Origin of the sequence: Ciceribacter sp. RN22 (assembly GCF_024054295.1) — a bacterium.
Classification (GTDB): domain Bacteria; phylum Pseudomonadota; class Alphaproteobacteria; order Rhizobiales; family Rhizobiaceae; genus Allorhizobium; species Allorhizobium lividum.
This window is the reverse complement of sequence record NZ_JAMXLD010000001.1, coordinates 2346388-2368371: the sequence shown is the minus strand read 5'-3', so window position 1 is coordinate 2368371 and position 21984 is coordinate 2346388. Positions and strand designations below refer to the sequence as shown.

22 protein-coding genes are annotated in these 21984 nt (G+C 65.1%); 8 read left to right on the top strand and 14 right to left on the bottom strand.

From position 1 onward, the window contains the following. Positions 1-189: 189 nt before the first annotated feature. Both NHF53_RS11565 and NHF53_RS11560 read right to left on the bottom strand, forming a co-directional pair. On the bottom strand, positions 190-2256 hold the full coding sequence (locus tag NHF53_RS11565; RefSeq protein ID WP_252834295.1) for a DEAD/DEAH box helicase: 2067 nt from the start codon (positions 2254-2256) through the stop codon (positions 190-192). A 165-nt stretch (positions 2257-2421) separates the two neighbouring features. Next, positions 2422-2976, bottom strand: a complete 555-nt coding sequence (locus NHF53_RS11560; RefSeq protein ID WP_252834294.1) for a GNAT family N-acetyltransferase — start codon at positions 2974-2976, stop codon at positions 2422-2424. Positions 2977-3237: 261 nt separating this feature from the next. Here NHF53_RS11560 and NHF53_RS11555 point away from each other — a divergent pair, with 261 nt between their 5' ends. Next, entirely contained in the window at positions 3238-3873 is a 636-nt protein-coding gene (locus NHF53_RS11555) for a 3'-5' exonuclease (protein WP_252834293.1), read from the top strand. 122 nt (positions 3874-3995) lie between these two features. After that, entirely contained in the window at positions 3996-4484 is a 489-nt protein-coding gene (locus tag NHF53_RS11550) for a CreA family protein (RefSeq protein WP_252834292.1), read from the top strand. A gap of 356 nt (positions 4485-4840) precedes the next feature. On the opposite strand, the gene NHF53_RS11545 is transcribed toward NHF53_RS11550, so the two are convergent. Next, on the bottom strand, positions 4841-5305 hold the full coding sequence (locus tag NHF53_RS11545) for a chemotaxis protein CheW (RefSeq protein WP_112688099.1): 465 nt from the start codon (positions 5303-5305) through the stop codon (positions 4841-4843). A 261-nt stretch (positions 5306-5566) separates the two neighbouring features. Further along, complete coding sequence (locus NHF53_RS11540) at positions 5567-6355, bottom strand: DUF2189 domain-containing protein (RefSeq protein WP_252834291.1); 789 nt, start codon at positions 6353-6355, stop codon at positions 5567-5569. A gap of 126 nt (positions 6356-6481) precedes the next feature. Between NHF53_RS11540 and NHF53_RS11535 the strand changes: the two genes are divergently transcribed. The 3 genes from NHF53_RS11535 (at position 6482) to NHF53_RS11525 (ending at position 8392) form a co-directional block, all read left to right on the top strand. Then, positions 6482-6652, top strand: coding sequence for a hypothetical protein (locus tag NHF53_RS11535; RefSeq protein WP_252834290.1), 171 nt, complete (start codon positions 6482-6484; stop codon positions 6650-6652). 142 nt (positions 6653-6794) lie between these two features. Continuing rightward, entirely contained in the window at positions 6795-7394 is a 600-nt protein-coding gene (locus tag NHF53_RS11530; protein WP_252834289.1) for an SCO family protein, read from the top strand. Positions 7395-7516: 122 nt separating this feature from the next. Beyond that, positions 7517-8392: a 50S ribosomal protein L11 methyltransferase gene (locus NHF53_RS11525; protein WP_252834288.1), complete on the top strand. Its 876-nt coding sequence runs from the start codon at positions 7517-7519 to the stop codon at positions 8390-8392. A 217-nt stretch (positions 8393-8609) separates the two neighbouring features. Here the strand turns inward: NHF53_RS11525 and NHF53_RS11520 are convergent, their stop codons facing one another. Continuing rightward, positions 8610-8783, bottom strand: a complete 174-nt coding sequence (locus NHF53_RS11520) for a hypothetical protein (RefSeq protein ID WP_170141776.1) — start codon at positions 8781-8783, stop codon at positions 8610-8612. A gap of 290 nt (positions 8784-9073) precedes the next feature. Between NHF53_RS11520 and NHF53_RS11515 the strand changes: the two genes are divergently transcribed. Continuing rightward, complete coding sequence (locus NHF53_RS11515; RefSeq protein WP_252834287.1) at positions 9074-10909, top strand: aminopeptidase P family protein; 1836 nt, start codon at positions 9074-9076, stop codon at positions 10907-10909. On the opposite strand, the gene NHF53_RS11510 is transcribed toward NHF53_RS11515, so the two are convergent. Both NHF53_RS11510 and NHF53_RS11505 read right to left on the bottom strand, forming a co-directional pair. Then, positions 10899-11210 carry an AzlD family protein gene (locus tag NHF53_RS11510; RefSeq protein WP_252834286.1) on the bottom strand — a complete coding sequence of 104 codons (312 nt, stop codon included), beginning with the start codon at positions 11208-11210 and terminating at the stop codon, positions 10899-10901. The genes NHF53_RS11515 and NHF53_RS11510 overlap by 11 nt on opposite strands. Then, positions 11207-11926 (bottom strand): AzlC family ABC transporter permease, encoded by a 720-nt coding sequence (locus tag NHF53_RS11505; RefSeq protein WP_252834285.1) that lies wholly within the window; start codon positions 11924-11926, stop codon positions 11207-11209. Before NHF53_RS11505 ends, NHF53_RS11510 begins: the two co-directional genes overlap by 4 nt. Before the next feature lie 136 nt (positions 11927-12062). Here NHF53_RS11505 and NHF53_RS11500 point away from each other — a divergent pair, with 136 nt between their 5' ends. Further along, the gene (locus NHF53_RS11500) at positions 12063-12311 is read left to right on the top strand and encodes a DUF2164 domain-containing protein (protein ID WP_114361467.1); all 249 of its coding nucleotides are present in this window, start codon (positions 12063-12065) and stop codon (positions 12309-12311) included. Between the two features lie 30 nt (positions 12312-12341). Here the strand turns inward: NHF53_RS11500 and panB are convergent, their stop codons facing one another. From panB to pncA, 3 genes are all read right to left on the bottom strand, one after another. Continuing rightward, positions 12342-13169 (bottom strand): 3-methyl-2-oxobutanoate hydroxymethyltransferase, encoded by an 828-nt coding sequence (gene panB / locus NHF53_RS11495; protein ID WP_252834284.1) that lies wholly within the window; start codon positions 13167-13169, stop codon positions 12342-12344. 1 nt (position 13170) lies between these two features. Then, the gene (gene panC, locus NHF53_RS11490) at positions 13171-14043 is read right to left on the bottom strand and encodes a pantoate--beta-alanine ligase (protein WP_252834283.1); all 873 of its coding nucleotides are present in this window, start codon (positions 14041-14043) and stop codon (positions 13171-13173) included. An 87-nt stretch (positions 14044-14130) separates the two neighbouring features. Beyond that, on the bottom strand, positions 14131-14757 hold the full coding sequence (gene pncA, locus NHF53_RS11485; RefSeq protein ID WP_252834968.1) for a bifunctional nicotinamidase/pyrazinamidase: 627 nt from the start codon (positions 14755-14757) through the stop codon (positions 14131-14133). A gap of 194 nt (positions 14758-14951) precedes the next feature. Between pncA and NHF53_RS11480 the strand changes: the two genes are divergently transcribed. Then, positions 14952-16037, top strand: a complete 1086-nt coding sequence (locus NHF53_RS11480; protein ID WP_252834282.1) for a cache domain-containing protein — start codon at positions 14952-14954, stop codon at positions 16035-16037. 9 nt (positions 16038-16046) lie between these two features. Here NHF53_RS11480 and NHF53_RS11475 read toward each other — a convergent pair whose 3' ends face one another. From NHF53_RS11475 to NHF53_RS11460, 4 genes are all read right to left on the bottom strand, one after another. Next, positions 16047-18020, bottom strand: a complete 1974-nt coding sequence (locus tag NHF53_RS11475; RefSeq protein WP_252834281.1) for a glycosyltransferase — start codon at positions 18018-18020, stop codon at positions 16047-16049. A 3-nt stretch (positions 18021-18023) separates the two neighbouring features. Then, entirely contained in the window at positions 18024-19217 is a 1194-nt protein-coding gene (locus NHF53_RS11470; RefSeq protein WP_252834280.1) for an HlyD family secretion protein, read from the bottom strand. Between the two features lie 217 nt (positions 19218-19434). After that, positions 19435-21522, bottom strand: a complete 2088-nt coding sequence (gene pbpC / locus NHF53_RS11465; protein ID WP_252834279.1) for a penicillin-binding protein 1C — start codon at positions 21520-21522, stop codon at positions 19435-19437. After that, on the bottom strand, positions 21522-21984 hold a 463-nt coding region (locus tag NHF53_RS11460; RefSeq protein WP_252834278.1), incomplete at its 5' end, for a hypothetical protein. The genes pbpC and NHF53_RS11460, both read right to left, overlap by 1 nt.

Sequence of the window (21984 nt, the reverse complement as noted above, 5' to 3'; positions counted from 1 at the left end):
AACCTTCGATGCAGATTTGTGGACATGACTACCGCGCCATCCGTTAACGGCGCCTTCATGGGCCGCGTCACGCCGGACGTTCCCTCACCCGATGATGAAGGAACGGTAAACGGCCGCGGCAGACATGCTCGTTCGACGGCGAGCGAGCACATATCCGGTCGAGAAGCGAGGTGATACGCCGGGGGCGCGTCAGCCCCTCTTCCCCGAAGGCTTTCCCTTCTTCGGCGCACCGTTGCCGGCCCCGCCGAACTTGCCTTTCGGCTTTCCTGCGAAGTCCTTTTTGCCGGAAAAATCCTTCTTGCCGGCAAAGGCTTTCCCGTCGCCCTTCGGCCGGTCACTCCTGCGATCGTCGGAGGCCCGGTCCCGGTCGGACCATTCGGGTTTCGCCTTCTTGGCGTAAGGCTTCTGCGCGGGGCGGTCGTTGCGGTCGTCGAAGCGTTTCGGCCGTGCCGGAGCATCGGCCCAGACTTCGGCATCCACCGCCGAAAGATCGTCCCTGCGCGGCCGGCGACCGGTTTCTTCGGTTTTCTTTGCGTAGGGTCGTTTGTCGCCACGCGGCGCGAATTCCTCGCGTTCGCGCGGCGGCCGAGGGGCTCTCTCTTTGGGCGGTGCGGAGAAGTCGGGCGTGCCGGGAAGCTGCCGGACAGTAATCCCGCGTTCCAGTGCGCCGCTCGTTCCGATCGCCTGCAGGAAGGTGTCGAGGCCGTCCTGTGCGATCTCGACGAAGGTTTCTTCCGGCTGCATCTTGATCGCGCCGATCTCGTTCTTGGTGATCTTGCCGTTGCGGCAGAGCATCGGGATCAGCCAGCGCGGCTCGGCGTTCTGCCGCCGGCCGACCGAGAGCGAGAACCAGACGCTCGGGCCGAAATCGCCGCGTGGCTTGGTGACGGCGCTCGACGGATTGGCGTAGTCCGGCTCGCGGCGCTGCCTGCTCGCTTCGAGATTGACCGGGAGGAGGTCTTCCGGTGCCGAGCGACCGGCGCGATAGAGACGGAGGAAGGCGGCGGCGACCTTCTCCGGTCCGTGCGCCGCGAGAAGATCGGCGATCATCGGCTGCTCGTCCTCGGCCACGGTCTCGGCGAAGGCCTGGTCGGCGAGGATGCGCTCGCCGTCACGGGCGAGAACCTCGTCGGCGGATGGCGGGTTCGCCCAGACGGGCGTGATCCGCCCGCCCAAGAGCAGGCGCTCGGCCTTGCGGCGCTGGTTGACCGGCACGATGAGCGCCGAGATGCCCTTGTTGCCGGCGCGGCCGGTGCGGCCGGAGCGATGGAGCAGCGTCTCGGAATTGGTCGGCAGGTCGGCGTGAATGACGAGTTCGAGTCCCGGCAGATCGATGCCGCGGGCGGCGACATCGGTCGCGATGCAGACGCGGGCGCGGCCGTCGCGCATCGCCTGCAGCGCGTGGGTGCGCTCGTTCTGGCTGAGCTCGCCGGAGAGGGCGACGACCGAGAAGCCGCGATTGTGGAGCCGCGCCGTCAGGTGGTTCACCGCCGCGCGGGTCGAGCAGAAGACGATCGCGTTGCGCGCCTCGTAGTAGCGCAGCACGTTGATGATGGCATTCTCGCGGTCAGAAGGGACAACGGCGAGCGCCCGATATTCGATGTCGACATGCTGCTTCTGCTCGGAGGTCGTGGCGATGCGGCGGGCGTCGCGCTGGTAGCTCCGGGCGAGATCGGCGATCGAGCGCGGCACGGTCGCCGAGAACATCAGCGTCCGGCGGTCGTCCGGCGAGGCTTCGAGAATGAATTCGAGATCCTCGCGGAAGCCGAGATCCAGCATCTCGTCCGCCTCGTCGAGGACGACGGCACGCAGCGCCGAGAGGTCGAGCGCGCCGCGGTTGAGGTGGTCGCGCAGGCGACCCGGCGTGCCGACGACGATGTGGGCGCCGCGTTCGAGCGCGCGGCGCTCGTTGCGGATGTCCATGCCGCCGACGCAGGAGGCGATCGTCGCGCCGGTGAACTCGTAGAGCCATTCAAGCTCGCGCTTCACCTGCATGGCGAGTTCGCGCGTCGGAGCGATGGCGAGCGCGAGCGGCGCCTCGGCACGGCCGAAGCGGCTCTCGCCGGCCAGCAGCGTCGACGCGAGCGCGAGCCCGAAGGCGACGGTCTTGCCGGAGCCGGTCTGGGCGGAGACAAGCGCGTCGCGTCCCTCGAGCTCGGGATCGAGCATGGCCTGCTGCACGGGGGTGAGCGTCTCGTAGCCGCGCTTGCGCAAGGCCTCGGCGATCGCCGGAACGATGCCGTCAAAATCAGTCATGGAAGTCGTCTTTCGAAATCAGGAGTGTTTGCGGTCCAATGTGCCGCGCCCGCTGTTTGCGGGCATGTTTGGGCCGTTCCTACCCGTGTTGCTCGCGAAAGTCGAGGGGGCGGCGCGGAAAAGGCCGGATAAGGTGAAGGCGGGCAACCGGAGGCGCGAACCGTCTCACGCGCTCCTCTCCGCCTGATCGGCACGCAGACGCGCCATGGTATGTGCGTCCATGTAGCGGCCAGCACGGTAAGCATAGTCCCTCAGGGTTCCTTCCACGCGAAAGCCGAAGCTTTCGTAAAGGGCGATCGCGCCAGCATTGTCGATGAAGACCGTCAGTTCGAGGCGCCGGATGTTCAGCCATTCGTCGGCGATCCTGACGATCTCGCTGAGGAGCGCGCGTCCGATCCCCCGACGGATGTAGTCGTCATGTACGCCCATACCGATCATGCCTGCATGTGCTCTGCGGCCCTGAAAGCCATGCAGGCCTAAATCTCCGACGATCCGGCCGTCCATTACGGCGACGAGAGCCGTGACGCTGGAGCCTTGGGCTTCGATTGCGCGCCTGACGTCGTCGGCGCTCTGGTAGGGCAGGCGCAGCGTTCCGGACCGGTAACCCGGCATGTTGTGCAAGTCCGCCAAGCCCGCTACATCCGTCGCCGTCCTCGCGCGGATCTGCAGCCCGTCCGGCCAATTCGACGGGGCGCTTGAACTCGGATCTTGAAGGGACATTGCACTCTCCTAGGCTTGCGCGGGGAGAGCAGGCGTCTCGAACCCTGCTCGCCTCCGCAGGGTTTCTGAGATGGTTCGTTCCTTACCGACGCGACCCGACCCAGACACCCTGATAAGGGGTGACTGCCACGAGGGTCATCACTGCGGTCTGTTGGATGGCGAACATTGTCTCAGAATGGAGGCTGTCGGCAGCCGGGTCAAGCTCGGAAGCTCATGCTGAGTGATCTTGCCCGAATCCCCGGTCCGCCCTATGGCTTTATGATGTCCAGCTATCCGTTCTCCGGCAAGACCATTGCCATCGACTTCGAAACCGCGAGCGAAGCCCGCGCCAGCGCGTGCTCGATCGGGCTGGCATGGATCGAAGACGGTGAGGTCGTGCGCGTCGAGGAGCGGCTGATCCGCCCGCCGGGCATGCGGTTTTCGTCCTTCAACATCGCGATCCACGGCATCCGCCCGGAAGACGTCGCCGACCAGCCGGAATTCCCCGATGTGATGGCGGAGTTCTTCGAGGACTTCCACGGAGCGGCGATGATCGCGCACAATGCGTCCTTCGACTTTTCGGTGCTGCGGGCGAGCCTCGATTTCTATGGCCTCGCCTATCCGGAGCTCTCTTACTACTGCAGCGTCAAGCTCGCGCAGCGCCACTGGCCGGACTTGCCGTCTCACCGGCTGAACTGCCTCGCCGATCATCTCGGGCTTTCCTTCGACCATCATAATGCCGCCGAGGACGCGCGCGTCTGCGCGCTCGCCACGCTTGCGATGGCCGAGGAGGCCGGTGTCAGCGGGATCGGTGCGCTCGCCGAGCGGACGGGCGTCAGGCCCGGACGTCTGCACAGGGACGGCTACGAGGCCTGTTCCTTCGTCAAGCGGGCGCGAAGGGCGCCTGTCCTGCAGTGATGGTGACCATACCGCGTCGGCACGGAGCGCAGAGCTTGTCGCGGGCGGGCTCCGACGCCACATAAGGCGCGACCGGGTCGTATCCTCACCCAAGACCCGCAGACAAGTACAGGAGCGAAGCCATGCCCTTCCGCAAACCGATTTTCGCCGCAGCGCTCGTTCTCGCGGGCACGATTCCCGCCGCCGCCGAGGTGGTCGGAAAGGTGGGCGTGGACTGGGTCGGCAACGACATCGTCATCGAGGCCGTCACCGATCCTCAGGTGAAGGGCGTCACCTGCCACGTGACCTATTTCGACCGCTCGATCATCGACCGCCTTTCCAAGGGCAACTGGTTCGAGGACCCGTCGAACAATTCCATCGCCTGCCGTCAGACGGGACCGATCGAGATCGGCGACATCGACCTGTCGGAAGAGGGCGATGAGGTGTTCCGCGAAGGCATGTCGCTCATCTGGAAAAAGCTCGTCGTCAACCGCATCTACGACAAGGCGAACGACACGCTCATCTATCTCGTCCATTCGCGCCAGGTGGTGGACGGATCCGCGAAGATGGCGATCTCGACCGTTCCCCTGTTCGATCAGCCGGTGACGTGGAAGAACGGCAAACCGCGGTGAGACGGGATGCCGGCGACTGCCCGGTGTTCCAAAATGACCCAAAAAAGGTCGGTCAACCGTATCGCAAATGCGACAGGGTAACATCTTTTACCTTCAGATGTGACGGGATTTGAGGCAGGATACAACCGACGTGTTGTGAAATCGGCGATCTACCCCATCACCACATTTCACAGGCATGTCTTGCCAGTATCTCGGCCGAGGGCTTGCGTCCGAGGTCGTTGAAAAATGAAGGCCCTGGAAACGATCCGTTTCCAGGGCCTTTTCCATTCCGGGGATGTTCATGCGGATGCGGTGATGCCGCCGGAGGCCGCCTCGCGGAGGCGGCCGGGCGCATCAGTCAGGAAGGCCGGTCAGGCTCAGGCAGCTTGCGCCAGCTCGTCGGCGATGACGGTGTCGAGGTTCAGGAAGCAGACCATCGACTTTTCGAGCGCGACGATGCCGCGGCAGAAGGCGCGCTGGGCTTCCGGAATGATTTCCGGTGCCGGCTGCAGGTCTTCGGCGCGGATCGTCATCATGTCGGAAACCTGTTCGACCAGCAGACCGACCAGCTTGCCGGCGATGTCGGTGACGATGATGGCGGCGCGCTCGGAGGGTTCCGTCATCTTCATGCCGAGCCGGCAGGCCATGTCGATGACCGGGATGACGGCGCCGCGCAGGTTGATGAGGCCGAGGACATAAGGCGGCGTGTGCGGCATCGGCGTTACTGGCGCCCAGCCGCGGATTTCGCGGATCGCCATGATGTCGATGCAAAATTCCTGGTCGCCGAGATGAAAGGATACGATTTCCAGATAGGCGCCTGACTGCTTGATTGCGTTCGTCATGTCTGAACTCTTCCCGGTTTGTCGGCCGTGCGGATCGGGTCCTGTCTGCGCGGCGGCATTGCGTCGTCCGCAGCGTCTCGACGGAGCCGTGCCCCGCATTCGCGTCGGTGGTGCATGATCACTGCGGAGAGCCTAGGAGATGGGTCGGCCATCCCGGCGGACATGATGTCCAAACGATCCTTGCGGAATCATCTTCGCCCCGCGAGAGTGGCAGAGATTTCTTAAACATCCGCTAATCGAGGGGCTTTGCCGGTCGTGGCCTCAACTGAGCGCGACGACGCGCCGGTAGAGATGCCAGGTCGCGTGTCCGAGAACCGGCAGTGCTGCGAGCAGGCCGACGAACAGCGGGACCATCGCCAGGATCGCCGCCGCGGCGACGATGACGCCGAAGCCGAGCATCGCTACGGGGTTCTCGACGACGGCACGCACGCTGGTGATCATCGCTGTGACGAAGTCGATGTCGCGGTCGAGCAGCAGCGGCATCGAGATCACCGTCACGGTGAAGAGTACGGTCGCGATCACCGCGCCGACGATCGTGCCGACCGCCAGGAAGAGCAGGCCTTCCGGTGTCGTGGTCACGACCGTGAGGAAGGCCGGCAGCGAGGCGGAAATCTTGAAGCCGAGGAAAAGTGCGAGCAGCAGGCGTACCTGGTAGATCCAGACCCAGAAGACGAAGAGCACCACGAAGGCCATCCAGGAGAGCTGGCGCTCGCGCTGGCGGAAAACCTCCGTGAGGATGCCGCGCCACGTGACGGGCTGACCCGCTTCGTCCCGCCGGCTGATCTCGTAAAGCCCGACGGCGACGAAGGGGCCGATCAGCGGGAAGCCGATCGCGATCGGGATGATCATCCACGGCTGGTGATAGAGGCTGAGCATGGCGACGATGAAGAGACCGCCCACGGCATAGATGCCGCCGAAGAACAGGCCGAAAAGCGGGTAGCGCCGAAAATCCTTCCAGCCCTCCCGCAACGCCGCCCGGACATCGGTGAGGCCGATGGTATTGATGCGGATCTTGTGCGGCGGTGCCGCGCCGATTGCCTGTTTTCCCATGCGTCCCTCCCAAGACTTCCGGCAGACATTCCGGAACACAGGATTGCAGATCGGTGGCCGTTGTCCATCGCTTTTCGCAACGCTTGAGAGCAAGATTGGGACTTCTCCGACGCGGCGGGAGGCGATATGTGTGATCGCATGGAGCAGCAGGCGTCAAAATCACCGCGGATCGCCCTATGGGCCGCGCTTTTCGGCGCCGGCGCAGCGGCGACGGGTGCGGTTTTCGCGGGCTGGCTGAACTATGGCTCGGCGATCGTGCTCGCCTATATGGAAAACGGGCTTTCCAGCTGCTTCTGAGCCAGCGAGACAAATCCGCGCGCTTTTCCCGGATAACCGCCTATTGAATTGCGCCGGCCGCCGCCGGGTTGTATCAGCGGGACATGAAGTGCGGCGGAACGACTCCCGTGCGTTCGGCCCGATAGAAACAGGACAGGGATAGATGAAGACGCTGCGGATCATTCTCTGGGGGGGCGTTCTGGTTTTCGCCGGGCTGCTCGGATGGCTGACCTTCCAGGTCACACAGTCGAAGGAGCAGATCGCGGAAGCGCCGTTCGGCGTGCCGTTCCAGCTCATCGACCAGACCGGCAAGCCCATCACCGAACAGGCCTTCCGCGGCAAGCCGACGGCGCTCTTCTTCGGTTTCACCCATTGCCCGGAAATCTGCCCGACGACGCTCTTCGAGCTCAACGGATGGCTGGAGAAGGTCGATCCGGACGGCACCCGGCTGCAGGCCTATTTCGTGACCGTCGATCCGGAGCGGGATTCGCCCGAAATGCTCAACGACTACATTTCCAACGTCACCAAGCGCGTGATCGGCATCGGCGGCCCGCCGGAGAAGGTGGCCGAGGTCGTCAAGGGCTTCCGCGTCTACGCCAAGAAGATTCCGCTCGACGAGAACGACCCGAACGGCGACTACACCATGGATCATACGGCGTCCGTCTTTCTGCTCGACGCCGGGGGCCGGTTCAAGGGCACCATCTCCTACGGCGAGAACCCGGACGTGGCGGTGCAGAAGCTCGAAAATCTCAAGAACGGCTGATGCCGACGCCGGCCTCGCTGGCATCTCCCAGGTTGCCAGCGGCGGCCGGGCGTTGTACCGGAGACGACGACAGAGGGCAGGGCCGGTGGTCCTGCCCGTTTCCATGACCAGGAAGGCCCGTCGTGAGTGAAATCCGCCTCTACGTAACCGTCACCGAAAAAGTGGCGAACGACATCCTCGAGCTGATGACCAACTTCTTCGGCGAGGAGGATTACGCGATCGCGACCACCGAGGTCGACGAGAAGAACGACGTCTGGGAAGCCTCGATCTACCTGATGGCGGAGGAGGAGGCGGAGGTCCACGAACGCCTTCGAGAAATGCTCGCCGAAGATTTTTCGTCGCTCGAGATCGAGCGCGAAGTCATCCCCGACATCGACTGGATCGCCAAGTCGCTCGAAGGACTGACGCCGGTCCGCGCCGGGCGCTTCCTCGTCCACGGCTCGCATGACCGCGACAAGGTCCAGGTCAACGACCTCGCCATCGAGATCGACGCCGGCCAGGCCTTCGGGACCGGCCATCACGGCACGACGGCGGGATGCCTCGAAATGATCGCCGACGTTACGCGGGCGGAGCGCCCCCGCAATGCGCTCGACCTAGGGACGGGAAGCGGCGTTCTGGCGATTGCCGTGCGACGCCTGCTGCCGATCCCGGTGCTTGCGACCGACATCGATCCGATCGCGGTCCGGGTCGCCAAGGAAAACGCCCGCCGAAACGGCATTGCCGCCGGCATCGAGTTCCGGGTCGCTCCCGGCTTTCACTCCACGGCTTTCAGCAAATACGGCCCGTTCGACCTGATCATCGCCAACATTCTTGCACGACCGCTGATGAAGATGGCGCCGCAACTGGTCGCCAACCTTTCGAGCGGCGGTTCGGTCATCCTGTCGGGGATTCTCGCGAGCCAGCGGTGGAAGGTGATCGCCGCCTATAACGGCGCCGGGCTGAAGCACGTCCGCACGATCTGGCGCAACGGCTGGGTGACGATCCACCTGCGCGGCTGAGGCGGGTGGGGTCGAAGTTCTGCTGCATTGCAGTATTGCTTCTGACGCATAGCTCAAGGCAGGTCCCGAAATACGAAAGGCGGCATCCGGGGATGCCGCCTTTCCGATCAGATCGACTGATCGATGCATGGGCCTGGGAGGAGGAGAAGCCCATGCGTGTCGCGTATTCCGGCACCGGCGCAGACCTGGGAGGAGGAGGGGCCTGCGCGGCGTTCAATCAGAATACGGAGCCTGTCGCCCGCTTGCGGCGGAGTTCCGCGCGGCTGGTGCCGATGGTTTCCAGCGTCTTGTCGTCCAGAGACAGCAGCGCGTCGTTGACATAACGGCTGGCCTGACGCTCGCGCGCTTCGATGATCCGCTGATACGCCCTGCGAAGGAAGGAGCTTGCCATCTTCGTGTTCCTTTCGTGCCGGGCGGCGATCCCGCCCGTTCGATGAGTTGAATATAGTGACTCCGGCGCGGGGCGGCAGAGGGTAATCCCTCATGGGTGTTATGCGTCTTGCGCATGGATCGCTCGCCGCTTGGGCACTGCCCCTGCTGTTCTGAACAAAAACGAGGCAGGCTGCCGCTGATGTCGGCTGACGCTGCTTTGTCCCGCGTTCGCCGATCCGAGAAAACCTGATGAACCGGGCTCGGCTCTTGCTATAAGGCAAATCAGTCATCAGTCAGAGCGAGTCCGCCATGTTCCAGTCCTTCGAGGTGAAGTCCACTCCACAGTTCGGTCGCGCGCGTGTCGAGGCGCTACGGGCGCGGTTTGCCGCGCTCGGCATCGACGGCTTCCTGGTGCCGCGTGCCGACGAGTATCAGGGCGAGTATGTTCCCGAATCCGCCGAGCGGCTCGCCTGGCTGACGGGCTTCACAGGATCGGCGGGGCAGGTGCTCGTCACCATGGCGGAGGCGATCGTCTTCGTCGACGGCCGCTATGTGACGCAGCTTGCCGAACAGGTCGATCCTTCCGTATTCAAGGGCGGGGATCTCGTCGGCGAGCCGCCGCACAAGTGGATCGCGGCCCGCGCGCCGAAGAGGTTCCGCCTCGGCATCGATCCGTGGCTGCACACCGGCGCGGAAGTCCGGCGGCTGGAGAAGGCGCTCGCGGAGAAGGACGGTGCGCTGGTGCTGCTCAGGGAGAACCCGCTGGATGCCCTTTGGACGGAGCGGCCGGCCGAGCCGCTCGGCGCCGTCTCGATCCAGTCGCAGTCCTATTCCGGTGTTCCGGCCGAGGAGAAGATCGCCCGCATTGCCCGGGAGCTCGGGGAGAAGGACCTGTCCGCCGCACTCGTCACCGATCCCTCATCGGTCGCCTGGATCTTCAACATCCGCGGCAGCGACGTGCCGCATACGCCGCATCCGCTGGCCCGCGCGATCATCGAGGCGAACGGACATGCCGTGCTCTTCCTCGACAAGCGCAAGACGGGGCTCGAGGCGGAAACCTATCTCGCCGGGCTGTGCACGCAGGTCGAGCCGCTGGAGCTTTCGCCGCGGCTGCAGGCGCTCGCCGCCTCCGGTGCCCGCATCCTCGTCGATCCCGACCTGACGCCGTTCGCGCTCTCGGAACTGATCCGCGATCACGGCGGCACGGTGGTGGAGGGCAACGACCCGGCGAAGATCCCGCGCGCCGTCAAGAACACGGTCGAACTCAACGGCTCGGCCGTCGCCCATGTCCAGGACGGTGTCGCCGTCGTTGAGTTCCTTTCCTGGTTCGACCGCCAGCGGCCGGGCACGGTGACGGAGATCGGTGCGATCCAGGCGCTCGAAGAGGCGCGTCGGCGCGTCGGCGAGCGCATGCAGAACCCGCTCAAGGACATTTCCTTCGACACGATTTCCGGCACCGGCGACCATGCAGCGATCATGCACTACCGGGTGACGACCGAGACCGACCGGACGATCGATTCCGGCGAACTTTTCCTCATCGATTCCGGCGCGCAATATGTGAACGGCACGACCGACATCACCCGCACCGTCGCCGTCGGGCCGGTGTCGGACGAGAAGAAGCGCTTCTTTACGCTGGCCCTCAAGGGCATGATCGCGATCAGCGCGGCACGGTTCCCGAAGGGGACGCGCGGCTGCGACCTCGATCCCCTTGCGCGCATCGCGCTCTGGAAGGCGGGGGCGGATTTCGCCCATGGAACCGGCCACGGCGTCGGCTCCTATCTTTCGGTTCATGAGGGGCCGCAGCGCATTGCAAGACTTTCGACGCAGGAACTGCTGCCGGGCATGATCCTCTCGAACGAGCCCGGCTACTATCGCCCCGGCGCCTTCGGTATCCGCATCGAAAATCTTGTCTATGTGCGTGACGCCGAGCCGGTCGAGGGCGGCGACATGCCGATGCTCGGCTTCGAGACGCTGACCTATGTGCCGATCGACAAGTACCTCGTCGTCACCGACCTCCTGACGGCGGAGGAGCTCGACTGGCTCGATGCCTATCATCGCCGCACGCGCGAGGAGCTGATGCCGCTCATCTCGGATGAAGAGACGCGGGCCTGGCTCGAACGGGTGACCGAGCCGTTCAGCCGATGAAATAGCGCATCGCCATCACCGCGACCCATCCGGAAACGAGGAGCGGGATGGCGGAGAACCGCAGACCGACGGCAAGGGCGACCGCCATGGCGACCTTGACGTCGGTGCCGCCGGCAAAGAAGGCGGGCGCGACGAGCGTCGTCAGCACCGCCGCCGGCACGGCGCTGAGTGCTGCCTCCAGGCGCGGCGGCACGGTCTTCAGCCGCGCGATCAGCAGATAGCCGCCGATGCGGGTGAGGTAGGTCGCGACCGCGGCGGCGACGATCAGGAGCGTCATGTAGGGGGTGAGGAACTCGCTCATTCGCCGGCCTCCGCGCTGGCCGGTGCCGGCAGCGGCGTTGCAGCCTTCGGCGGCAGCAGTGCGGCGAGCGCCACGCCGGCGAGCGCGCCGATGCTGACATGCCATGGCGTGCCGACCATGCGGTAGGCGATGATGGAGACGGCGGCGCTGACGGCGACCACCGGCAGGAAGTTCGCCCGGCGGCGGAAGCCGAGGACGAGCCCCATGAAATAGATCGGCAGCAGCACGTCGATGCCGATCGCCGCCGGATCGCCGATCATGCTGCCGAAGTAGGCGCCCACCGTCGTCGTCGCCACCCAGCCGACATAGATCGTCGCGGCGAAGCCGAAATACCAGGCGAACGAGACGGACCGTCCGGTCTCGCCGCGCGTCAGCGTCTCGGCGAATTGCGGATCGGTCAGCAAGAAGAAGGAGAGCGCCTTCTGGAGCGGCGAAAAATGCCGGATGAAGGGCGCGATCGCCGCCGAATAGAGGATGTGGCGGAAGTTGACGGCGAAGATCGACAGCACGATCACCCACATCGGCACGTCGTGGCCAAAGAGCTCGATGCCGACGAGCTGGCTCGCCCCGGCAAAGACGATCGCGCTCATCAGGGTCGCTTCGGCGACCGTTTGCCCGTTGGCGACGGCGACGGCTCCGTAGAGCGCGGCAAAGGGAATTGTCGAGATCAGGATCGGCGAACTGCCGCGCAGGCCGTCGAAAAGGTCGGATTTCATGGAAGGCTTCCTTTTGCCGAACAGATAGAGGCGAGGCGCCTGCCGGACAATTGAATTTGCCTGATGGATCGATTGATTCGCCTTACCGGTCGTGGCAGGTTCCGGCGATAGCGATCCTCTCCCAAGGAGCAGGCGGATGCCGAAACTCGATTTCTCCAATGACGATCAGGCGGCGATCGTCGCGCGGGTGAGGGACTATTTCCTCTCCGAATTCGACCTCGACGTCGGGCGCTTCGAGGCCGAGGCGATCCTGACCTTTTTCGCCAAGGAGATCGGCGCCCATTTCTACAATCGCGGACTTTACGACGCGCAGTCGGTGATCGTGAACCAGGTGGACGTCATCAACGACGCAATCTACCAGCTCGAGAAGACGCCCGGCGACTGAAAGGCGCCGGGCCAGATCGTGCCTCCGGTCCTACTTCTTCGGGCGAACCTGAAAGGTATGCTCAGGTCCCGGAAATGTCCGCGCGCGGACCTCCGTCGCATAGTCCTCGGCCGCCCTGGAGATGACGTCGGCCAGTTCGGCGAAATGCTTGACGAAGCGCGGCCTGAAATCGTTGAACAGGCCGAGCATGTCGTCCGACACGAGCACCTGGCCATCACAGGCGGGCGATGCGCCGATGCCGATCGTCGCGGCCGATACCGCCCCGGTAATCTCCCGGGCCAGCGGCTCGACCGTTCCCTCGATCACCATGGCGAAGGCGCCGGCTTCGTCGATGGCGCGGGCATCCCTGCGGATCTTGTCAGCTTCCTTGTCGGTGTGGCCCTTGGAGCGGTAGCCGCCCGAGGTGTTGACCTGCTGCGGCATCAGCCCGACATGGCCGAAGACCGGTACGCCGCGGGATACGAGGAAGGCGACGGTTTCCGCCATTTCCTCGCCGCCTTCGAGCTTGACGCCGTCGCAGCCGGTTTCCTTCATGATGCGGGCGGCGGTGCGGAAGGCCTGTTCCTTCGATTCTTGATAGGAGCCGAAGGGCAGGTCGACGATGACGCAGGCGCGGTTGACGCCGCGCATGACGGCCTGGCCATGGGCGATCATCATCTCGACGGTGACGCCGACCGTGGTGTCGAGACCGTAGAGCACCATGCCGAGGCTGTCGCCGACGAGCAGCAAGTCGCAATGCGGGTCGAACAGGCGCGCCATCGGCGTCGTGTAGGCGGTGAGCGAAACGACCGGACGCTGGCCCTTGAGTGCCGTGATGTCATTCGGGGTCAGCCGCTTCTGGCGGGGCGGGGTGCTCATGTCAGGCGGCCTCCATGCCGTTTTCGGATGCGATGTCGATCACGCGGTTGTCGAGCAGCTTTGTCCTGCCGATGTGCACATAGAGCAGGATCAGTGCGGCGTCCTCGATGGTTTCAAGCCGCGCCAGCGTGACCGGGTGGCGCACGGCGACGACTTCCGGTATCGCGAGCGGCTCGCCGCGGATGAAGGCGTCGAGCTTGGCTTCGAGTTCGGCCGGGTTACGGACACCCTCACGGATCAGGCGGCCGGCTTCGTCGAGGGTCCGCGGCACGATCACGGCCGCACGGCGCTCCTCCGCCGAGAGATAGACGTTGCGCGACGAGCAGGCGAGGCCGTCCGCCTCGCGCACGGTCGGGACCGGAACGATCCGCACCGGCTGGGCGAGGTCCTCGACCATGCGGCGGATGACCGCGACCTGCTGGTAGTCCTTCTCGCCGAAATAGGCGGTGTCCGGCTGAACGATGTTGAAGAGTTTGGTGACGACAGTGGCGACGCCGGCGAAATGGCCGGGGCGGGCCGCACCTTCAAGCTCCGATCCGAGCTTCGGCACGTCGACCACCGTTTCCATCGGCCGCGGATACATGTCCGCGACGGCCGGGGCAAAGAGGAAATCAACGCCGGCGGCTTCGAGCAGCGCGCTGTCGCGCGCAAGGTCGCGGGGATACTTGTCGAGGTCCTCGCTGGCGCCGAACTGCAGCGGGTTGACGAAGATGGAGACCACCGTCACGTCGTTCCCGGCCCTGGAATTTGCCACAAGCGTCATATGCCCGTCATGGAGGTAGCCCATGGTCGGCACGAAGCCGACTGTCTTTCCCGCCCTTCTGAGCGGTGCCAGGCGCAGGCGCAACTCCTCGATGGTGCTGACCGTTTCCATCCGGCCTCCTCCTTTTCGCACTTGCGAAGGCTCACTAGCGCGCGCGTGAAAAAAAGGCAATTGATGAAATCGGGTGCAGCCCTTCGGCTATAGGAGTATGTCGGCGCTGCGGACGATCTCGACACCCTTTTCCCGCATCTCGGCGATCGCCGTCTTGACGCCTTCCGGGTCGATGCCGCGGCTCGCATCCTCGACGAAGCGGACCTTCACGCCGGGCAGCATTTCCACGGCATCGATCGCCGAGAACTTCACGCAATAGTCGGTTGCAAGGCCGCAGATGTCGACCTCTCTGACGTCCTTTGCCTTCAGGTAGTCCGTAAGCCCGGTCAGCGCCGCACGGTCATTGTCGCGGAAGGCGGAATAGCTGTCGACGGCCGGGTTCTGACCCTTCCGCTGTACATGGTCAATGCGGCCCACGTCGAGGTCCGGATGGAAGGCGGCGTCCTGCGTCCCTTGCACGCAATGGTCCGGCCAGAGCATCTGCGGCTTGCCGGAGAGTTCGCCCATCTCGAAGGGCGATTTGCCGGGATGGGAGGAGGCGAAGCTGCCGTGGCCCGGTGGATGCCAGTCCTGCGAGGCGACCACGAGGTCGTATTTGCCGCTCGCCATCAGGGCGTTGGCAACCGGTACGATTTCGTCGCCGCCGGCGACCGGCAGGTTTCCGCCGGGGCAGAAGCCGTTCTGGATATCGATCAGCAGCAGGGCTCGGGCCATCGTGGTTCCTCTCTTGCGTTCACCGGGCAGGATGGCGACCGCTTCGTCCGGGATCAAGGGTGAAAGCGTGTCCTTCTGCGGGAAACTGGCGACAAATGACTGAGACCGAAAGGGATTTCGATCGCATCTATTGCGCCATGGACCGCTGGCGCTATGCTTCCGGTGGTTGAACGGGAGGCGAGGAAACAACGCAGATGTCGATACGGAGACTACACCGGAAGGCACCGTCGCTCACCGCCGTCACGTTTGGTTTCGTGGCGGCCAGTGTCGTCGTCGCCGGCCTCTTGCTGTTCCTGCTGATGCGCGAGCGCCTCGAAACCTATGGACGCGAGACCATTGCGACGGAGATCGGCATCCGCGCAACAGGTGTTCAGACAGCGCTTGCCCATCTCCTGCACGAGGAGTGGTCGACCGTCAAGGCCATGGCGCAGGATGTGGCCACGGACGACCCCGAGACGATCCACCAGAAGCTGCAGATGCTGGTGGGCGAGGGGAGGCGGCTTTCGTGGGCGGGTTATGCCGGTCTCGATGGAACAATTCAGGCATCTTACAATAACGTCTTGCTCGGCGAGGACGTGTCCACGACGTCGTGGTTCGAGACCGGCGTTACGAAACCTACGGCGCAGGACGGGCCGCAAGCCCTTCAACTGCCGCGAGGGCATGGAAGGCTGCCATCGTTCGTGCTGTTGGCTGCACCTGTCCGCAACGCCGACGGTCAGGTTCGCGGCGTGCTTTCTGCTCATCTCGATCGGTCGTGGGCCGCTGGGCAGTTGCGGGACGTTGCAAGGGCGCTGGATATCGAGGTTCTGCTCATCGATTCCAAGGGCAATATCATCGTGGCGACGGGTGGAGACGTCGAGGAAATGCCTGATCTCCCCAGTGTTCGGGCGGCGCAAACAGGAGCGCCGGCCATCAGTCTCGAACGCTGGCCGGACGGCCGGCTCTATTTCAGCGCATCGGTTCCCAGCATTTCCTACCGCGATCTTCCCTCGCTCGGGTGGAGCCTCGTTGCGAGCATTCCGGCAGACGTGGCGGCGGTGTCGGCTGAGCGGCTTTCCCGGGGCATGATCTTCTACCTCGCGAGTTTCGGATTGATGTTGCTCTTGCTGACGATGATCTTCGTGGAGTCCTTCATCCGTCCGTTCGGTGTGCTGGCGCGGATCGCAAGCAAGATCGCCGATGGTGCCGAGATCTATCCGCCGGACACCAATCGCACACGTGAATTGCAGATGATCACGGCGGCGATCGTACGCCTCCAGACCCGGCTGCACCGGCACTGAGCCCGACGTCTACCGCGCGTGAGAACCGAAGACGAGATCGTGCAGGATCGCGCCGATCCGGGTCCGTGTGACACCCGGCGCCGATCCCTCGGCGTAGAGGCGACGGAGCAGTGCTTCGTACTGCCGGTCGGTGGTATCGAGCGAGATCAGGCCACCGTCGGACGTCGTCTCGATGACGTAGCCCGAGACATCCCCGACATCCCTTACGGCGACTTCGACAGGCGAACCCTCCGCCAGAACCAAGCCGCGCACACGAGCCGATTGCTGGGTGAGGTCGGTCAGCCAGACGCGGTGCAGCCCGTCGTCGAGGCGCATCCGCACCCGTTGCGGCCGGTCGTCGAGATGGCTTTCGACGCGGGGCATCTCCACGCAGACCGTCATCGTCACGGCAAGCGTCATCAGGTTGTAGAGGCTCCAGAAGAGTACGATGGATTTGCCTTCTCCGGCGTCGTTGAAGACGAAGCGGTCGGAGAGGAGGCCTATGACGAGGCCGAGGAGCGTCAGCGCCGCGAGAATGAGGAACGGCGCCATCATGCGCCACTGCACGACGAACTGGCTGCGATCTCCGCCCTTCGCCGTCACCTTGAAACTGCGGTTCCTAGGTCGGATGAGGCCGGTCCAGGTCGCGCGGATGATCGGGATCGCGCCGAGCAACTGGCTGACGTCGTTGACGATCGGGATGACGAGGCCGCGCGAGATGAAGTTCAGGGCAAAGAGCGTCCAGACGTAGTAAGCGCCGAAATGCGAGAGGATTTCCGGCACCGAGGCATAGACGGCGATCGTGCCGAAATACCAGTAGAGCAGGGGATAGACGAAGGCGGCGAGACGGAAGGGGTAGGTCGTCACCCAGTAGAGCAGGCTGTCGAGGACGCTCCAGCGGTCGCGCAGGCGTAGAGGCTTGCGCAACGAGAACGGGCCATAGTCGCTGCGGACGATCTGCATCAGGCCGAGGCACCAGCGGGCCCGCTGCGTGACGTATTCCTTGAGGCCCTCCGGCGCGAGGCCTTCCGTCAGCGCCTCGTTGAGGTAGGCGGTGTGCCAGCCCTTGGCCTCCAGCACCAGTGTCATCAGGAAATCCTCCGTCACGCTCTCGGTCGGGAAACCGCCGACATCGACGAGTGCCGTCCAGCGGACGACGGAGGAGGTGCCGCAGCAGAAGGCGATGTCCCAGGCGTCGCGGCTCGGCTGCAGGTGATCGAAGAAGAAGCGCTGTTCATCGGGATAGGAGCGGCTCAGCCCGAGATTGTGCTGGATCGGGTCCGGATTGAAGAAGTGCTGTGGTGTCTGGACGAGCCCGACGTTGTGGCGATGAAACAGCGCAAGGGAGCGGCTCAGAAAATTGCGATGCGGAACAAAGTCCGCGTCGAGGACGGCGACGAAGTCAGGGACCTCGCCACGCTCGGTGAGCCAGGCGATCGCATGATTGAGATTGCCGGCCTTCGAGCCCTTGTTGTCCGGTCGGCGGAGATAGTTCACCGCCTGTTCGCGGCAATAGTCCGCCAGCCAATCGCGCCGGCCATCATCGAGGACGTAGACCGCGGTGTGCGGGTGGTCGAGTGCCTTGGCGCCGGCGATCGTCCGGGCGAGCACCTCCTCTTCTTCGTTATAGGTGGCAATCAGCACAACGACCTTGGGAGGAGGGGCGGGGTGCCACCAGTTGCGGGCCGCCGTCGCTTCAGGCGATCGGTTCTTGCGGCGCATCAGGATGACGAAGGCGCTGAAGGAGGAGGCGAGGGCGGCGGCCTCGATCAGGAAGAAGCTCCAGGTGACTACGCAATCCCAGGTCGCCCCGAAGGGGGCGAGCGTCTCGGTCGCGCGCCAGACGATGTAGCGGGCCGAAAGGATGATGGCGACGGCAAAGATCAGAGCCCGGTGGGAGACGGTCTCCCGGCGCAACACGAAAGGGGCGACGAGGGTGATGCCGAAGACGATCGCGACCACTGCGTAAGCCGATTGCAGCTCCGTCGGATGCAGCTCGAGCATGGGCTACCGCCAGAGCCGCCGCAGCCAGTCGAGCGGCCGTGCCTCGAAGAAGGCCCGGCCGGTGCGACCGATCGCGCAGCGCAGCTTGTCGTCGCCGAGGAGGCCGGGAACGGAAAGGGTGACATCGAATCGCTCGAGATGCCGCGGGCTCGCGGCGACGGCGAGATTTCGGTAGACACTCTCCGCACCCGAACCCGCGAGACGGATGATCGTGGCATCGAAGACGCGTGTTTCTCCTGTCGGGCGAAACTGGGCGGCCTGGCCGTGCTGCAGGGTGTTGTAGGTGCTTTCGCTCACACTCAGCGTCACCATGGTGGAATCGCAGTCCACCAGTTGGAACAGCTCCTGTCCTTGCCCGATCCGCTCGCCACCGGTCGTCATCAGCGTCCAGAGGATGCCGTTGACATTGGCGGAGAGGGTGGCGTGGGAGGTCCGGGTAAAGCGCAGGCGCTCTGCATTCAGGCGCTCGCGCTGTGCCGCAAGGATGGCGATCTGAGCGGTGAGGGCGGTCGTCAGTTCCGATTCCTGCCAGCGCAGTTCACTGATCCGCTGCTCGGAATAGGGCGCGTCATTGTAGCCGTCGCCGAGGAAGACGCCGCGCCCTCCGGCGTTGAGACCAACCTGTGCGGCGGCGGTTTCCGCCTGCGCCCTTTCGAGCTCGCGCTCGGCGACCTGCAGGCGGGATTCGGCCTGTTCGAGCTCGCTCATCCTCTCGGCCCCGGTCGTGGTGAGCTTGCTCGCCCGGTCCAGCATATGTTGGTAGAGATGGATCTGCGCCTGCCACGCCTCTTCGGCGGCCTTCGACGCGGCAAGCTCCGCCTTCATCTGTTCCTGCCGCTCGCGTTGATAGACGTTGGCGCGCTCTTGCAGCTTGGCGATCGCCTCGCGAACCGCGCCGAGTGCGCCTTCGAGCCGCGCGCGCTCGGCCTCGGCCCTCGCCCTTTCGTCGGCGAGGTCGGAGAGGCGGGAATTGTTGGCGAGATCGTCGTCGATGAAGCCGAGCGTCTGGCCGGCGCGCAACCTTGCTCCGAGGACCGGCGCGTCGAAGGTCAGCAGACCGGCGATCGGCGCTCTCGCCGTGGTCAGCCTGGCATTGATGACCGCATCCGCGCTGGCACCGGCCAAATGTTCGCCGATGATCACGAACAGCGCAAGTCCGACCAGAAGGACCCCGATTGTCAGCTGTGCAAGTCTCATCCGCCGCCTCCCGTATTCCGTGTTGAGGACTGTCTGGTCGGCCATTCAAGATAGCGGCAAACGGGGAGCGCTGCAGCTGGAAAGAGCGGTTGTTAACCGCAAAAGTTGAATCAGGTTAACGGGATGGCGCCATCTTCTCCCAATGAACAGGAGCTTGAGGTGGCCTCGACGAGGAGATCGCGTGCCATTCCGTTACAACCGCGGCGAACGGCCGTTTTCAGTGGAGAAAGACGCCGACGCTCGCTGCCCGTCCGGCGGCGTCGATGACGGTCAGCGTCGAGAAGCCGACGCCCTCCGGCGTCCATTCCGCCGTGCGCCTGCGCGAGCGGTCGCCCAGCGGGACGCCGTTCGCAAGCCAGCGGAAGGGCGCGCGGCCGGCCTGCAGCTTGACGACGAGGGGAAGCGGCTTGCCGTCGGGGCCGGCTCCGAGTTCGACGTGGGCGCCTTCCGGCGGGTAGACGATGCGTGGCGCCTTCTCCCGCGAGGATGTCGCGAGCAGGCCGTTGGCGCCCATCGAATAGCGTCGGAGGGCGGGCGGCAGATCGGCCTGCGCGATCCGTTCAGCGCCGGGCGGCGGGGAGGGCAGCGGTGTGCCACCCACACCGGATTTGGCAAAAGCCTGGAAGAGGATCGGTGCGGCCGAACCGTAGCCGGTGATGCCGGGAACGGCGGCATTGTCCGGCCGTCCCACCCAGACTCCCAGCACGTAACGTCCGTCGTAGCCGACGGACCAGGCGTCGCGGTAGCCGTAGCTGGTGCCGGTCTTGTAGGCGATGCCGAGCGGACGGCTGCCGAGTGGTGGCAGGACGCCGCGCAGGATATCCGTGACGTTCCAGGCGGCGACCGGCTCCATCAGCGGCGCGCCGTCGATGATCGTTTCGGCAGTGTCGCGCACCCCGTCGCCGAGGCGGATCGGCGAGCCGCGATTGGCCAGCGCCGCATAGGCCTGGACGAGATCCTTCAACGTCACGCCGGCACCGCCGAGCGCGATCGCCAATCCCGGCGCCTCGCCGGTCGGCAGCGCCAGACGAACACCGGTCCGGCGCAGCCGGGACAGCAGTTCGGCCGCGCCGACGGCGTCGAGCAGGCGGACAGCCGGGACGTTGAGCGACAGCTGGAGCGCCTGGCGGATGCTGACGTCGCCCTGGTAGGTCATGTCGAAGTTGCGCGGCCGGTAACCGAAGAAATCGGCTGGACGGTCCTCGATGATCGTCTCTTGCGCAATCAGGCCCTGCTCGAAGGCGAGACCGTAGATGAAGGGCTTGAGGGTCGAGCCGGGCGAACGCTCCGCGCGCGTCATGTCGATCCAGCCGGAACGGGCGGCATCGAAATAGTCGGCGGAGCCCACCTCCGCGACGATTTCGCCGGTCGTGGCATCGGCCATCAGCATGGCGAGCGAGGTCCGTGCCGGCAGGTCGACGGCCGCTTGACCGGCGACGGCTTCCAGTTCTGCCTGCACGGATTTCCGGAGTGTCGAGTGATGGATGCGGGCCTGCGGGTCATCGCGCCGCGCCGCTTCCGCGAGATGAGCGGCAAGGGCGGGCAGTGCCAGCCGCTCTTGCGGTACGGGTGCGAGGTTGGCGCGGGCAACCTCGCGCGCCTCCATCATGCCGTAGGCCTGCATGCGTTCGAGGACGCGCTGGCGCGCGGCCTGAGCGGCGGCCGGGTTTCGGTCGGGCCGGCGCAGTTCGGGAAGCTGCGGCAGCGCCACCAGCAGCGCCGCCTCGGCGACCGTCAGACGCTTCGGCTCCTTGCCGAAATAGGCGAGGCTTGCCGCGCGCACGCCCTCGAGGTTTCCGCCGTAGGGGGCATGGGTGAGGTAGAGATCGAGGATCTGCTGTTTCGACAACCGTCGCTCGATCTGCAGTGCCCGCAGGATCTGCAGGAACTTTGCCGAAAAGGAGCGCTCACGGCGCGGCTCCATGAGGCGGGCGACCTGCATCGACAGCGTCGAACCGCCCGAGACGATGCGGCCGTTCGAGACAAACTGCAGCGCGGCGCGCGCGAGGGCGACGACGTCGACGCCCGGATGGTCGTAGTACCGGCGATCCTCGTAGGCGATCAGCATCTCGACGAAGCGCGGATCGACGTCGGTGCTCGTCGTCTTCAGCCGCCAACGCCCTTCGGGGGTGGCGAAGGCCCGGAGCAGTTGCCCGTCTGCATCCAGAAGTCCCGCCGATACGGCGTCGTCCGCCGCAATCGGCGGCGGATATGCCGCGTCGAGGGCGTCGAGCCCCCAAAGGGCACCCGCCGTCATGAGGACGGCGAGGCCGGCGGCCGCGGAGATTTTCTTCCAGCCGGGCATCAGGGTGCCGCCTTGACCTCCATGCGGCCGGTCGCGGTCCGCGCGGAGTATTCCGGCCGGTACATGTCCTCGACCTGCGCCGCCGGATGGGCGTAGGTGCCCGGCGTCACGGCGCGCACGACATAGGCGAGGGTGATTTCCTCGTCATTGTCGGCAGGCCGGTCGATCGCCGCCACGAAACGGTCGTTGCGGAATTCGAGATGCGCCGGCTCGGTTTCGCCGATCCAGTCGAAGTTTTCGAGCTGTGCGCTGTCGACGAGGCTTGGATTGTCGATCTCAAAGCCTGCCGGCAGCAGGTCGCTAATAAGGATCTGCGAGGGCCAGCTGTCGGCTTCGGTGACCGACAGCACGACGACGTAGCGCTCGTTCTGCTGCGCTTCGGTGACGTTCGCCTCCTCGCCGTCGAGCGTGTAGTAGGTACGCTCGATGGTGAAGCCCTCGCCGCCGGCCGGGGGCGCTTCC

Bases quoted from the DNA above. Each gene is read 5' to 3' on its own strand.
- NHF53_RS11565 (WP_252834295.1), bottom strand. From the start codon at position 2,256: ATGACTGATTTTGACGGCATCGTTCCGGCGATCGCCGAGGCCTTGCGC.
- NHF53_RS11560 (WP_252834294.1), bottom strand. From the start codon at position 2,976: ATGTCCCTTCAAGATCCGAGTTCAAGCGCCCCGTCGAATTGGCCGGAC.
- NHF53_RS11555 (WP_252834293.1), top strand. From the start codon at position 3,238: ATGTCCAGCTATCCGTTCTCCGGCAAGACCATTGCCATCGACTTCGAA.
- NHF53_RS11550 (WP_252834292.1), top strand. From the start codon at position 3,996: ATGCCCTTCCGCAAACCGATTTTCGCCGCAGCGCTCGTTCTCGCGGGC.
- NHF53_RS11545 (WP_112688099.1), bottom strand. From the start codon at position 5,305: ATGACGAACGCAATCAAGCAGTCAGGCGCCTATCTGGAAATCGTATCC.
- NHF53_RS11540 (WP_252834291.1), bottom strand. From the start codon at position 6,355: ATGGGAAAACAGGCAATCGGCGCGGCACCGCCGCACAAGATCCGCATC.
- NHF53_RS11535 (WP_252834290.1), top strand. From the start codon at position 6,482: ATGTGTGATCGCATGGAGCAGCAGGCGTCAAAATCACCGCGGATCGCC.
- NHF53_RS11530 (WP_252834289.1), top strand. From the start codon at position 6,795: ATGAAGACGCTGCGGATCATTCTCTGGGGGGGCGTTCTGGTTTTCGCC.
- NHF53_RS11520 (WP_170141776.1), bottom strand. From the start codon at position 8,783: ATGGCAAGCTCCTTCCTTCGCAGGGCGTATCAGCGGATCATCGAAGCG.
- NHF53_RS11515 (WP_252834287.1), top strand. From the start codon at position 9,074: ATGTTCCAGTCCTTCGAGGTGAAGTCCACTCCACAGTTCGGTCGCGCG.
- NHF53_RS11510 (WP_252834286.1), bottom strand. From the start codon at position 11,210: ATGAGCGAGTTCCTCACCCCCTACATGACGCTCCTGATCGTCGCCGCC.
- NHF53_RS11505 (WP_252834285.1), bottom strand. From the start codon at position 11,926: ATGAAATCCGACCTTTTCGACGGCCTGCGCGGCAGTTCGCCGATCCTG.
- NHF53_RS11500 (WP_114361467.1), top strand. From the start codon at position 12,063: ATGCCGAAACTCGATTTCTCCAATGACGATCAGGCGGCGATCGTCGCG.
- panB (WP_252834284.1), bottom strand. From the start codon at position 13,169: ATGAGCACCCCGCCCCGCCAGAAGCGGCTGACCCCGAATGACATCACG.
- panC (WP_252834283.1), bottom strand. From the start codon at position 14,043: ATGGAAACGGTCAGCACCATCGAGGAGTTGCGCCTGCGCCTGGCACCG.
- pncA (WP_252834968.1), bottom strand. From the start codon at position 14,757: ATGGCCCGAGCCCTGCTGCTGATCGATATCCAGAACGGCTTCTGCCCC.
- NHF53_RS11480 (WP_252834282.1), top strand. From the start codon at position 14,952: ATGTCGATACGGAGACTACACCGGAAGGCACCGTCGCTCACCGCCGTC.
- NHF53_RS11475 (WP_252834281.1), bottom strand. From the start codon at position 18,020: ATGCTCGAGCTGCATCCGACGGAGCTGCAATCGGCTTACGCAGTGGTC.
- NHF53_RS11470 (WP_252834280.1), bottom strand. From the start codon at position 19,217: ATGAGACTTGCACAGCTGACAATCGGGGTCCTTCTGGTCGGACTTGCG.
- pbpC (WP_252834279.1), bottom strand. From the start codon at position 21,522: ATGCCCGGCTGGAAGAAAATCTCCGCGGCCGCCGGCCTCGCCGTCCTC.